At 65.9% G+C, this 14,762-nt stretch carries 3 protein-coding genes; all 3 read left to right on the top strand.

The genetic code is table 11. The features are described 5' to 3' along the window. Positions 1–11 precede the first annotated feature (11 nt). The 3 genes from AB0F29_RS11185 to AB0F29_RS11175 are packed head-to-tail and all read left to right on the top strand — an operon-like array spanning position 12 to position 14,762. Positions 12–4,691 carry an SDR family NAD(P)-dependent oxidoreductase gene (locus AB0F29_RS11185; protein ID WP_361870051.1) on the top strand — a complete coding sequence of 1,560 codons (4,680 nt, stop codon included), beginning with the start codon at positions 12–14 and terminating at the stop codon, positions 4,689–4,691. After that, positions 4,688–11,512 carry an amino acid adenylation domain-containing protein gene (locus AB0F29_RS11180; RefSeq protein ID WP_361870048.1) on the top strand — a complete coding sequence of 2,275 codons (6,825 nt, stop codon included), beginning with the start codon at positions 4,688–4,690 and terminating at the stop codon, positions 11,510–11,512. The genes AB0F29_RS11185 and AB0F29_RS11180 overlap by 4 nt, the downstream gene beginning before the upstream one ends. Positions 11,513–11,555: 43 nt before the next feature. Beyond that, positions 11,556–14,762 (top strand): amino acid adenylation domain-containing protein, encoded by a 3,207-nt coding sequence (locus AB0F29_RS11175; protein ID WP_361870046.1) that lies wholly within the window; start codon positions 11,556–11,558, stop codon positions 14,760–14,762.

Here is a 14,762-nt window from a genome sequence, read left to right as displayed (position 1 = left end):
TTGGGATCCAGATGGACAACGTGAAGTCTTTCATCCTTCAGCAGCTCGTGAAGGAGCAGATCAGCAAAGCAGAGGCCAAGGCGCTGCTGGTCGAGTTGACCAAGGGAAAGCTGCACCAGGACGTCGCCGTGATCGGTTTGGCCGGACGTTTTGCGGAAGCTGACGGGGTCGATGAATTCTGGGAGCTGCTCAAGGTCGGGAAATCATCGATCCGCGACTATCCGCAATTGCGGAAGAATGATCTGAACCAGGTCCTGCGAGACCCCCACTATTCCGAGCTGCTGCTCGGCAGGGTGGTCGATGAGGCCGATCTGGATAAGATATACGCGCGCACCGGATACTTGGAACGGATCGACCAGTTCGACGCCAGATTCTTCGGGATCCCGCCGCTCGAGGCGGACTACATGGACCCCCACCAGCGGGTCGCACTCGAAGTTGCCTACGAAGCGCTCGAGAACGCCGGATACGGCGGCACGAGTGTCAAGGGGAGCAATACGGGAGTGTTCCTCGGTCGTGACTACACGAACCACTCGTATTACCGCATGGTCTCCGAGGAGAACCCGATGCAGCTGTCCGGCTCGTGGGAGGGCCTGGTGGCCAGCCGGATCTCCTACCTGCTGGACCTCAAAGGGCCGTGTCTCATGCTGGACACCGCGTGCTCGGCGGGCAGCGTCAGCATCCATCAGGCCATCCAGTCGTTGGTACTGGGCGAATGCGACATGGCACTGGCCGGCGGTCTCAACCTCACGACGCTCGGCGAGACGACTGCCGAGTACGGCGCGGGGCTGAGCCTGGACAGTGTGATGTCCGATGACGCTGTGCGCACTTTCGACGCCCGTGCGACCGGGACGCAGTGGGCCGAAGGCGCCGGCATCGTCCTGCTCAAGCCACTGAATCGTGCACTGGCCGACCGCGATCACATTCGGGCGGTCATCAAGACCTCCGCCATCAACAACGACGGCGCCTCCAGCAGCATCACCGCGCCCAACGCGCTGATGCAGGAGAGGGTGATCCTCGACGCGTGGGCGAAGGCCGGCATCGACCCGGAAACCATCAGCTACGTGGAGGCGCACGGCACCGGAACGGTGCTCGGCGACCCTATCGAGATCAAGGGCCTGACCAATGCCTTCCGTCGGCACACCGCTCGCCGGCAGTTCTGTGGGGTCGGTTCACTGAAGACGACGATGGGCCACATGGTGGCCGCATCGGGGGTGGCGTCCCTTGCCAAGGTCGTGAAGTCGCTGGAGACGCGTACCTTGGCGCCCTCCGGCAACTTCGAGGAGCCCAACCCGTACATCAACTTCCCCGACAGTCCGCTGTACGTCAATGACCGGCTGGGGCCGTGGGAGGCCGGCGACGGTCCGCGCCGCGCCGCCATCAACTCGTTTGGATTCATCCGCACGAACAGTCACGTTGTGCTGGAGGAAGCCCCCGAGTACCGCAGCGAGGAGCAGCGACAGGAGCGCTACTTCTTCACCGTCAGTGCCAAGACCGACGCAGGGCTGCGGGAACTGCTGGACCAGTACAGCATCATGCTGGCTGACTCCCCCTGGTCGCTGGCCGACATCTGCTACACCTCCAACATCGGACGTGGCCATTACGAGCACCGGGTACTCGTAGTCGCCGCGACGAAGGATCAGCTCGCCGAATCCTTGGACCGGCTGCGACGGCGTGGTCTCGGAAGTTCCCCGGATCAGGGAATCTTCTACGGTGTGCACGCCATGGTGAGCGAAAAGAAGGACGCCCCGGAGCCGGGCGACATCACCGCCAAGGACGCCCGGCGGCTCGCGAAGTCGGCGAATGCCCAGATCGCCGATATCCAGTCCGACGGGGCAGGCGTCGCCGGCCTGGGCGATGCGTACATCCGTGGCGCCTCCATCGACTTCGGACCGTACTATGACGGCGAGGCCCGGCGACGTGTGCCGCTGCCCACCTATCCGTACGAGAAGGTCCGCCACTGGGCCAAGCCTGTGAAGACGCACGTCGACGGGGTTGCGGCCGTCAAGCGGACCCACCCGCTGCTCGGCGCGGAGGTCAGCCGGTCGGATTCGCGCGTCGTATTCGAGAACACGCTGTCGGTGGATCGGCACTGGGTGCTGTCGGACCACCGGATCGGTCACACCTCGGTTATCCCGGGAACGACGTATCTCGAAATGGCCCGCGCGGCATACGCTGCGGTGGAGAACACGCAGCGTATGCGGTTCGACAACGTCTTCTTCCTCGTTCCCCTGGCCGTACAGGACGGGGTCGGTGCCGTCGTGCAGACCCGCCTCGTGCGCGCAGTCAGCGGCTATACGTTCCAGATCGCCAGTCAGCGGAACGGTGAATGGATCGCGCACGCCGAGGGCCGGGTAGGCCCGGTCGGCGACCACCAGCCCAGGTCTCTCGACATCGGAGCGTCCAAGAAGGCGGCCGTCGCGATCGAGGACCCGTACCCCTTCGCGGGAGACACCGGGGTATTCCAGTTCGGTCCGCGCTGGGACTCCGTCCGGACGGTGTGGAACCACGAGGCCGGCGCACTCGCCCTGCTCCGGCTCCAGGACGTCGATGCCGAGACCGAGGCTTTCGGATTGCATCCGGCCAAGCTGGACAACGCGGTGAACCTCATCTCGCAGGACAGCGGGCACACCTACCTGCCCTACATGTACAAGCACTTCGTGCTCCACGGGCGCATGCCGGAGACGTTCTACACGTCGATCCGTGTCGCGCGGGACAACGGCGAGACGATCACCTACGACGTCGTCCTCGTCGACGAGGACGGTCGCCCGTTCGCCGAGATCACCGACTACACGGTCAAGAAGGTCGACTGGGAGAGCTTCAGTCTTCAGGGGCCGAGCCGGTTCCTCAAGGTGGGCTGGAAGCCGACGTCGAAGAGCGCCCCAGCGCCGAGCGCCTCCGGGAACGAGAGCGCAGTGTGGGCCGTGGTGGTGCTGGACACCACGGCGGGCCGGCAGGTGATCGACGCGGTGAAGGCCGACGGACACCAGGTCGTACCGTGCTACCTCGGCGAGGAGTCCGATCCCGACCGCGACCTGTACGCGCCGGACCCCGAGGGCGTGCGACTGCTGTGCGAGCGGCTGCTGCGGGAGCAGGTGAAGGGCATCGTGTTCGGTACGGACTTCGCCGCGGGCGCCGGACTGTCGCACGAGAAGCGCCGATCCTGCGGCGTCGACGCGCTGTTCGAGCTCTACCAGGGCCTCGGGGCGCATCGCGTGAAGCTGCCCCGCGGGCTGAAGGTGCTCGGCAAGGACGCCTGGCCGGTCGTGGCCGACGACGCGATGACCGACCCCTACTCCGCCGCCACGGCTTCCCTGGCGCTCGTCATCGGGCAGGAACACCTGCCGGTCGACGTGGTCGACGCGTCCGCCGACGGGGACGTGCCACACCTCGTGCGCGAACTGCTGAGGGGCGAGGGACCGTCGCTGCGGGCCGTCCGCGGCTCGGAGACGTACGCGCGGCATCTGACCTACGCCGAGGCAGTGAAGGCCGACGAGCTCTTCGAGGGCGGTACGTATCTGATCACCGGAGGTGCGGGGGGCCTCGGCCTCACCATCGCCTCGGAAATGGCCCGCCAGGGCGCCGAACGCGTCCTCCTGGTCGGCCGGTCGGAGCTGAACGAGCAGAAGAGGAAGAACGTCGAGGCCATCGGCGTGGCCGAGTACCTGCCGTGCGACGTGTCGCGGCCCGCTGCGGTCCGCGACCTGGCCGACCGCCTCCGCGCCGACGGGGTGCGGCTGCGGGGCATCGTGCACGCGGCCGGTGTCGCCGGTGACGGCTTCCTCGCGACCAAGAAGCGGGCGGTCTTCGACTCCGTTCTCGCGCCCAAGGTGGACGGCAGCGTGGCCCTGGTGGACCTGGCCCGAGAGCACCCCGGGGCGTTCCTGGTCTTCTTCTCGTCGATCACCGCGATCATGGGCGGCCCCGGTCAGAGTGACTACTGCGCCGCCAACGCTTTCATGGACTCGCTCGCCGTCCGGGCCCGCGCCGAGGGCCTTCCCGTGCTCTCGGTCAACTGGCCCACGTGGACCGGTGCCGGGATGGCGGCCGACTACGGGATCGGCGCCCACGACGCGCCCTTCACAGCCGTGTCGGCAGCGGAAGGGGGGGCATGGCTGGCCTACTTCCTCCAGAACCCCGCCGTCGGCGTCATCCCGGCCGAGTTCAACATACCGGTGCTGAAAGAGCAGTTGCGCGGCCTGCCCTTCGAGATCCCGTCGGATGTGGCCGAGGCTGCTGAGAACTTCGGTACGACCGCGGCGGAAGCGGATGAGGCACCGGTGGAGGTGCGCCTCACCGGCCTCTCCGACCCGTCCCCGGTCGAGTCCCGGGTGGGCGCGATCTACGGGGCCGTCCTCGGCCTCGCCGAGGTGGACGCCCATGCCGGCTTCCAGGAAATGGGCGGAAACTCCCTCATGTCGGCACAGCTGCTGTCGAGGATCGACGAGGCCTTCCCGGGCAAGGTCGATATCGCGGACCTGTTCTCGTACGCCACCGTCGCCGATCTCGCCGGCCACATCAGCGGGCAACTCGGCGAGGAGCCGGATGACATAGGTCAGGGGTCCTCCGACGGCGGCCGGGAAGCCGCGGCGGACGGCGGCACCGACCTGGCACTCCAAGAGGTCCTGGAGGAGATCGGCGACTCGGAGCTGTTCTCGGTCTTCGGCGGCATCGAAGCCGAGGAGCAGCTGTGACTGGTGCGACCCGGCAGGCCCGGAAGAAGGAACTCCTGAAGTACCTGCTCCTCCAGGTAAAGCAGAAGGAACTCGATGCGGACCTGGCGAAGGAGTTCATTCGGGCCATCGGGCCGGCCCAGGAGGAAACGGACGACCCGATCGCGATCGTGGGCATCGCCTGCCGGCTGCCGGGTGCGCCGGACAAGGAGACATTCTGGAGCAACCTCGTCGACGGTCGCGAGTCGATCGGCGACTTCCCGGAGCTGCGGGTGGAGGATCTCCGGCGCATCGACGGCGGGGCCGCGTATGTGAAGAGGGGCGGCTACCTGGACCGGGTCGACCTCTTCGACCCGGAGTACTTCGGTATCCCCCCGAAGGCCGCCGAGGAACTCGACCCGTACCACCGGAACATGATGGAAGTCCTCGTCGAGACGATGGAGGACGCCGGCTATTCCAGAAGTGATCTGCACGGGTCGAAGACCGGAATCTTCGTCGGCAACGATCACACGCACCGGATGATGAAGTCCTATCTGCCGTTCCTGCCGGAGATGGACTTCGCCGCGGTCTCAGGGTCGTGGTCCGGCATTCTGGCCAGCCGGCTGTCGTACCACCTGAACTTCCGAGGTCCGGCCACCGTCCTCGACACCGGGTGTTCGTCCGGCCTGATCGCACTGGACGCGGCGACGAAAGCCATCCGGCAAGGTGACTGCGACACCGCGTTCGTCGGTGCGATCAACCTCCTTCTCCAGCCGCTGGGCCTCGGGAACGAGACCGAGTCCGACTTCGCCCGGGTGCGGGCGTTCGACGCCGCGGCGAACGGCACGGTGTGGAGCGAGGGCGTGGCCGGTCTCCTCGTCAAGCCGCTGTCACGCGCGCTCGCCGACCGGGACCACGTCTACGGCATCGTGATCGGCAACGCGGTCAACAGCGACGGCCGCAGCAACGGCATCACCGCCCCGAACGCCCGGTCGCAGCAGGAGCTGCTCATCAGCGCCTGGAAGCGGGCGGGCATCGCACCGGAGTCGTTGTCCTACATCGAGGCGCACGGTACGGGAACCTCCCTGGGTGACCCGATCGAGATCAAGGGGCTCAAGGGCGCCTTCGGCGCGTTCACGAACCGCAAGCAGTTCTGCGCCATCGGCTCGGTGAAGACGAACGTCGGTCACACCGTCGGGGCCGCGGGTCTGGTGTCGCTGATCAAGACCCTCCTGTCGTTGGAGCACGGCGTCATTCCGCCGTCACTGCACTTCGACGTACCGAACGCCTACGGTGATCTCGCCGACTCGCCGGTGTACGTGAACGACCGCCTCGGCGTCTGGGAGGAGGGCGAGACCCCGCGTCGGGCCGGCGTGAGCAGCTTCAGCCTGACCGGGACGAACAGTCACGTGGTGCTGGAGGAGGCGCCTGCCGCGGCGCGGCGGTCGGGTACCGGCCACGGTCCGAACCTCTACCCGATCTCGGCGCGGAACGAGGACCTTCTCGTCAAGACGGCGGCCGTGCAGCTGTCGTCGCTCGAGAACCACCCCGAGTACCGCCTCGACGACGTGTGCTTCACGATGCAGGTGGGTCGGGAGCACCAGCCCGTCCGCGCCGTCATCATGTGCGACGACCGCGCGGGACTCGTCGAAGGGTTGCGGCGCTTGCTGCGTCCGCATGACGAGCGGGCGTCCCGCGACGACGTCGTCGTGTGGCGTGCCGACCTTGACTTCCCCACGGCCGACACCGGTCCGCGGGATCCGGGCGCTACCGCGCCCCACACTGCCGGAACCGGTCGGCGGACCGATCTCCCCGACCGTTTCCGGCACCTTTCGGACGCCGCCCGGCGGTATCTCGAGGGCCGCGACCGGCCGTTCGCGGCGCTGGAGCGGGACGCCGGGGTCCGCCGGGTGCCGCTCCCGCCTCAGCTGTTCGACCACGCGCGGTACTGGGACGAGAGCGTGCGCGCGGCGCCGGGCGCGGCCCCCGTGGCTGAGCCGGAGTCCGGCGCGGACGACTGGGTCCGTGAGGTCCTGGAGCAGCCGTCGCCGCTGGCGGGGGAACCGGACCCGGAACCTCACCGTCGCGTGATCGCGTGGGTCTGGTCCGATGTGCTCGGCTACCCGACCGTCCGCGGTGGTGACGACTTCTTCGCCTTGGGCGGGGACTCGGTGTCGTCGATCAAGATCACCAACATTCTTAACGCGCAGCTCGACCTCGACATCCCCGTCGGGGCGTTGCTGGCCGAACGGTACTTCGACGACTTCGCCCAGGTGCTCAACCAGAGCTACGGGCTGACCGATGAGTACCTGCTCCAGCGCACGAACAGCCGGTCCCGGGACGTACCGCGGCGCGAGACCGTCGTCGAGACGTACGAGTTGCCCCTCACCGCGTCGCAACGCGGCATATTCTGGTCCAGCCGGCTCGACGAGGAGTCCATCGCCTACAACGAGACCGCGCTGACCATCCGGCAAGGCACCATCGACCTGGGGCAGATGCAAGCCAGCATCCGTGCGCTGGTGCGCCGGCACGACAGCCTCCGATCGACCTTCCATCTCGTCGACGGTGAGCCGTTGCAGCGTGTCCACGCTGAGGTTCCGGTGACGATCGACCATCGGCGGCTGGCCTGCCCCGCCGGTGGGGCGACGCACGAGGACAAGGCGCGGGAACAGATGAAGGAGTTCGTGCGGCCCTTCCAACTGGACGAGGGGCCTCTGTTCCGGGTCGGATACTTCGAGTTCGACGACGACGTGAGCTGCGTGGCGGTCGACTTCCACCACACGGTCATCGACGGCATGTCGATGGGGATCCTGCTCCGCGACTTCTCGATGATCTCTGACGCCGTGGAGCCGCCGCCGCTGGCACGGAGCTACCGGTCAGCGGTCCTCGAGCTCCGCGAACGGCAGAGCGGCACCCAGGTGGCCGCGCACCGTGACTACTGGGTGAGCAGGTTCGCCGACGGAGTGCCGACGCTCCAGCTGACCACCGACTGGCAGCGGGCCGGCGTCATCACGGGTTCCGGGGCGACCCACTTCGTGGAGCTGGACGCGCGGACGCTCGAGGAGGCCAAGCGCTACGCGAGCGGGCACAACCTCACCCTCTACACCGTGCTCCTGGGCGTGTTCCAGCAGCTGCTGTCCCGGATGAGCGGGCACGACGACATCGTGGTCGGGGCTCCCGTCATGGGCCGGCCGGACCTGACGTACCAGGACCTCGTGGGGATGTTCGTCAACACGCTGCCCCTGCGCATCACCGCTGATCCGAAGTCAAGCGTCGACGAGTTCTTCACGGGCCTGAGGTCCACGGTGCTGGGCGCCTTCGAGCACCAGATCTATCCGCTGGAATCGATCATCGAGGAGATCGCTCCGCCGCGGGAACCCGGACGCCGTCCGATGTTCGACGTGTGCTTCGTGCACCAGAACGTGGACATGGGTCTGGACCGCGAGGACGGCCAGGTCATTCTCTTCGACGACGGCAGCACGAAGTACGACATCACCCTCAGTACCCGGGTGGTCGACGACGGGCTCCTGATGAAGTGGGAGTACGCGACCGGCCTGTTCACGGAGGAGACGATCGCGCTGTACGCGGATCGGTATGTGACGCTGCTGCGTTCCTTCCTCTCCGCCCGGGACGATGCCGCGCTGGGCACCCTCGATCTGATGCCCCCGCGGGAGGTCGAGCGCATCCAGCAGCTCGCGACAACACCGACACCGGCACGCGACACGGTGGGCGTGGTCGGCCTGTTCGAACGGCAAGTGGCGGCCGACCCGGACAAGACGGCACTGATCATGGGCGATAAGCGGATGTCGTACCGCGAGCTCAACATCCGTGCCAACCGTGTCGCGCACGGCCTGACGCGACAGGGCTCGGCGACCGGCCGGCCGGTCGCACTCCTGATGGACCGCTCCTTCGACATGATCGTCGCGATACTCGGCGTTCTCAAGGCGGGCGGGCACTACCTGCCGTTGAGCCTCGACTTCCCGGCCGAACGACTCGCGATCATGGTGAACGACTCGGGCGCGGACACCCTCGTAGCCTCGGCCGGCCGGATGGCCCAAGCCACTGAGCTCGCCTCCGAAGGAGTGCGGGTCACGGATCTCGCTTCCTGCATGGGGCTGACCGGCGAAACCGGTGACCCGGGCCTGCCGAGCAGAAGCGACGACCCGATCTACATCATGTACACGTCCGGGACCACCGGGGCCCCGAAGGGATCGGTCACCCGGCAGCGAGGTGCGCTTCGCGTCGCCCGCCCGTCGACCTTCGCCCAGCCTGACAGCAGCGACGTATTCCTCATGCTGTCGGACTACTCGTTCGACGGTTCGGTCTACGACATCTTCGGCGCACTCACCAACGGCGCCTCCCTCGTGATCATGGACAAGGCTGATGTGCTGGACCTCGACCGGCTCGGCACGGCGATCGAGCAGCACGAGGTCTCCAGCTTCTTCATCACCACCGCCATGTTCAACGCGTTGATCGACCACGCGCCGGAACGCCTGGGCAGCATCCGCATGATGATCTTCGGCGGTGAGGTGGCCTCCCCATCACACGTCAAGCGAGCGTTCGACCTGCTCGGAACCGGACGGATCGCCCACGCATACGGCCCGACCGAGTCGACGGTCTTCGCGACGGTGCACCGGTTCGACAGCTTCGACGAACGGGACGCGATACCCATCGGCCGGCCCATCAACGACACCTCGGTGTGGGTCCTCGACGAGAAACTGCGGCTCCAGCCGATCGGCGCGCGGGGTGAGCTGTACATCGGCGGCGACGGGCTGGTTGACGGCTACCTCCATCAGCCCGAGTTGACCGAGGAACGATTCGTCACCTCGCCGGCCGTCCCGGGCCGGCGACTGTACAAGACCGGTGACCTAGTCACCCTCAAGAACAACGGGCTGATCTACTACGCAGGGCGCATCGACGATCAGATCAAACTGCGCGGATACCGCATCGAGCTCGCCGAGATCATCCATGTCGCATTGGAGCAGCCGTACGTCCAACTGGCCTACGCCGGAACGTACGAAAGCGGTGAGGGCGGCCGCAGCCTCTGTCTGTGGGTGCGGTACGCGGAAGGGGTCGAACCCGACGACGCGCGACTGCGGTCAGCGCTGGAGCGGCGCCTCCCGCCCTACATGGTGCCGGCGTTCACCATCCCCACCGACGAAATCCCGTTGAACAAGAACGGCAAGGTGGACGTGGCGGCGCTGCCGCGACCGGAGGTCTCGTCCAAGGCAGAGGCGAGCGGCCCGACCACCGATATGCAGCGGCGTATCGCCGCCGCCTGGTCCCGCGTGCTCGGCCGTACCGTGGAAGACGTCGACGCCAACTTCTTCGCGCTCGGCGGCGACTCGATCAAGGCCATTCAGATCGTCTCGGCGCTCAAGCAGGCCGACATCCCGGTCCAGGTCGGCGATCTCCTCGAACATCTGACGGTCCGCACCTTGGCGGAGAAGGCGGCCGGTGGTCCGGAGGGTCAGCGTGAGGTCCAGGTCTACGATCAGGCGCCGGTAACCGGTCGCATCGTCCCGAGCCCTATCCAGCAGCGGTTTCTCAGCGACGTCGACAACCACGTCAGAGTGTTCACCCAGTCGATGCTGATCACCTTCGCGGAGCCGGTACCCGAAGACCGGTTGGTGCATGCCGTGTCGCGTCTGGCGCGATATCACGACCTGCTCCGTGTCCAGATCGATGACCACGGTGGCCTCCTGATCCGGGACCCGGACGCGGAGCCGTTGGTCCATGCCGAAGCCGCACCTGAGGGACTGGCCGAGGACTGCCGATCGGAGTACCTGCGGTCGTTGCAGGCGCATGTGGATGTCCGTGGCGGGCCGGCCGTTGCGGTGGCGACCGGGCTGGGTGAGCGGGGCGAGCAGTGTGCCTTGGCTGTCCATCACCTCGCGGTGGACGTGGTCTCCTGGGGAGTCCTGGTGGAGGACCTCCTGGCGGGCCTGGCGGACCCGGACGTCGAGTTCGTGCCCAAGTCCATGCCGTTCCCGGACTGGGTCGCCGAGCTCGAGAGGTATACGCGGGACGGCGGCTTCGGCTCGCAGGTGCCCTACTGGACCGATCTGGCGCGAGCAGCGAGTGGCACCGCCGACCTGTTCCCCGAACGGGACGTCGTGCGCGAGGACACTGTCGCCGAGGTGATCCGCTTCGACGAGGCTGACGTGGGTGGTCTCTTCGACAAGGCACGGGACGTCGATCAGCTCGATGCCGGCCAGGTCATCATCGCCGTCATCGCCCGCGCGCTGGGCTCCTGGAAGGGACAGGACCGGATCCTGTTCACCCTGGAAGGCCATGGCCGCGAACCGTTCGCCGGTGACCATGACCTCAGCCGAACAGTGGGGTGGTTCACCAGCGCCTTTCCCCACCTGGTCAAGGTCGAGGACGGTGTGGACGGCACCCTCGATTCGATCCGGCGCTCGTTCGAGAATCTTCCCGACAAGGGGTTCGCGTTCGGCGCCCTGCGGTGGTTCGACTCGGATCTCGGCGAGGAAAGGGCCCTGCTGGCCGATGTCCGCCCGCAGGTCAGTTTCAATTACTTGGGCGACCGGAGCAGGCACGCCGGCGATATCGAGGTCCTGCACCTCCCGGCGGACGTAACAGTAGCCGGGGACTACCGATCGCCGTTTGTGCTGGACATCAACGCGTTCCGCAACGACGGGGACGTTCTGGTCGAGGTCAGGTATCCGGTGACCTGGCGTGAACGCGGCGACGACCGTGACCTGTTCACGGCCGTGCGGGCGGCTTTCCGCGAGATCCGCGACACCGTCACAGCCGCTGATCGCATGGCCATGCGCACCTCGACGTCGGTTGACAAGGACGTACTCGACAGCGTCCTCCTCGACGTGCTCGGCGAGAACTGAGGTCCGACGACGATGCGACACGGTGCACACAGGGAGTTTGTTCATGATTGAAAAAGAGAACATTCAGTCCGTTTCAGGCCTGGCGGCCATGCAGAAGAGCATGTTCTTCAGCTACGCCGTGGACACGAACACGGATGCCTACGTGGAGCAGTTCGACTTCGCCGGCAGTGGCGCAGTGGACGCCGAGTATCTGAGCACCGCGCTGGGTGCACTGTCCCAGCACTACAGCGTGCTGCGAACGATCTTCTCCTTCCGGAACACCGACGAGCCGTACCAGATCGTTCTCAAGGAGTGGGCACCCACCCTCGAGGTCATCGACTACAGCGAGCTGCCCGAGAGCGGACCGTCGATCGCGGCGTTCAAGAAGGCCGACCGCACCCGCGGATTCGATCTGACCAGGGATGTTCTGCTCCGGGCGACGTTGATCAGGACCGGCGAGGAAAGCTGGCACCTGATCTTCACCTTCCATCACATCATCCTGGACGGCTGGTCGCTGGGTCCGCTCTTCGGCACGCTGTTCCGCTATTACGCCGAACTGGTTCGGTCGGGCGAGTTTGAGCAGCAGTACGAATCACGTCCGTACAGCGACTACATCACGTGGTATGAACGGCAGCGCGACGATGACGCGCAGCAATACTGGGCGGACATACTCGAAGGCTACGAACGGGCGGCGTCGCTGGTCCCGGATCAGCCGCACCCCGGTCAGCAGCCCGACGGCTACCGGGGGGTCAACCATCGGTTCACCCTGCCCGATGAACTCCACGACGGCCTGAAGCGGTTCGCCCAGCAGGCCCACCTGACGCAGAGCGCCGTATTCCAGGCGGCCTGGGGTGTCGTACTGCAGAAGTTCACGTACTCCGAAGACGTGGTGTTCGGCACCGTCGTGTCAGGCCGCGGCATCGACCTCGAAGGTGTCGAGGACATGCTCGGCCTGTTCGTGAACACCCAGCCGTTGCGGGTGACGACTCAGGCGGATCAGGACTTCATCGGCTTGTGCCGAACCGTGTACGACTCCTACCGGCGAGCCAACCCTTACGAGTACTTTCCGCTCTACGAAACACAGCGGCTGAGCCGGCTGAAGAGTGATCTGCTGGATCACTTCATCGCGTTCGAGAATTACCCGCTGTCGGATCAGATGCAGACGTTCGGCGGGGACGGGGCGGGTGGCCTGCGGTTCGAGGGCGTTGATGTCATGGAACGGACCAGCTATGACCTCGCGATCACGGTCAACCCTGGTCACGATTTCGCGGTCACCTTCACTTACAACGCCGACCGGTACTCGTCCACGTTCATGGAGACGCTGGAGCGCAGTCTTGTGCGCGTGCTGTCGTCGGGCATCGCCAATCCGATCGTTCCCGTGCGGGAGATCGCGATCGAGGATCATGCCGGTCCATCCGGTCCGGCTGACCCAGCACCTTCCCTGACGTCGATGCCACTCGACTCATCGCTGATCAGCGTGTTCAAGCACGTCGTCGAGAGACGCGGGGACGAGACCGCCCTGGTGTGGCACGACAAGGAGTACACATATCGCACGCTCGATCGCTGGTCCGATGCCGTGGCATGGCAACTCAGCGAACTCGGAATGGGCGCCGGGCAGGGTATCGGTCTCCTTTCGGACCGCCGACCGCACATGATTGCGGCGATGCTCGGAATCCTGAAGATCGGCGGCCATTACGTGCCGATCGATACGAAGGACGCCATGTCACGCGTCGAGTACATCCTGTCCGACGCGGGCGTTCCCTTGGTATGCACGGTGCCGGACTTCAATGAACAAGTCCCGGGGTCTGTGAAGTCGGTCCTGGTCGACGAACCCGCCGAGGAAGTTCCCCCTTTCCCGTGGTGTCACGAGGCAGACGCCGCTTACCTGATGTACACGTCGGGATCCACTGGCGATCCCAAAGGCTGCGTGATCACACACCGCAACATCGTGCGCCTGGTCTCCGACCAGAAGTACTTCGACTTCGACCGCGAGCAGGTCATGCTGCAGAGCAGCTCGCCCGCATTCGACGTCTGTACGTTCGAGGTGTGGGGAACACTGCTGGCCGGCGCGAAGCTGGTCCTCCCTGACGAGCTGGACATTCTCGACGGCGACCGGCTGCGCGAGCTGCTCGGAAGGCACCAGGTACGCAGCATGTGGCTCACATCGCCGCTGTTCAACCAGCTGTGTGACCACGACCCTACGACCTTCGCGTCGCTGGATCACTTGCTGGTGGGCGGGAGTGCGCTGTCTGTTCCGCACATCGCGAAGGCTCGCCGGGCGTGTCCAGATCTGCGGATCACCAACGGGTACGGGCCCACCGAGAACACTGCCTTCTCCACGACACACGCGATCGTCCAGGGTGACCTGCTGGGGAGCCGTATCCCCATTGGACGCGCTCTGGCTCACTCGACAGCGTACGTCCTCGACTCCGGCCTCAACCTGCTTCCTCCCGGTGCGATCGGTGAGTTGTGCGTGGGGGGAGAAGGAGTGTCCGCCGGATATCACAACCGTCCCGACTTGAACAATGCCCGGTTCGTCACCTCGCCGGCACTGCCCGGCGAGCGGATCTACCGCACCGGCGACCTCGCCCGGATGTTGCCGAACGGGGCATTCGATTATCTCGGCCGTGTGGATGACCAGGTCAAGATCGATGGATTCCGGGTCGAGCTGGGTGAGATCGAGAGCGTTCTGCGGTCCCTCGACACGGTCGAGGACGGCGTTGTGATTGCAGTGGAGAACGGCGGCGAGAAGCGGCTCCACGGGTACTACGTTGCCGCCCGGCCCGTATCCTCCGAGAGGATTCGGCAGGAGCTGGCACACGTACTGGCCGGCTACATGGTTCCCGCCGTCCTGGTTCCGGTTGACCGCCTACCGCTCAACAAGAGCGGAAAAGTAGACCGTCACCGCTTGAAGACTCTCCGCCTCGAGCCCGGCACCGAACAGGAAGCGCCCGGATCCCGTGATTCGTCGTGGGCCGAGCAGCAGCTGCAGGACATCGTGGCCGACGTCCTTTCCAGCTCCAAGGTCGACGTCCACCAGAACTTCTTTGAGCTCGGAATCACTTCCCTGAATCTCCTGGCCATCAACAACCGGCTGCGCAAAGCGTTGGGACGCAACCTTCCGCTACGGCTCTACTTCGAGCACAACTCGATCTCCTCACTGGCCGCCCACATCGAATTTCTGACAACGGAGAAACGCTCTGCCCCGGACTGGGACGCAGCGGATACAGAGCATGTGCAGGATCATGGACAGAAGAATGGCGGTAAGTAA

This window comes from Streptomyces sp. NPDC026589 (assembly GCF_040638385.1).
Lineage (GTDB): Bacteria > Actinomycetota > Actinomycetes > Streptomycetales > Streptomycetaceae > Streptomyces.
The sequence above is the reverse complement of the archived record's forward strand: the minus strand, read 5'-3'. Positions and strand labels throughout refer to the sequence as shown.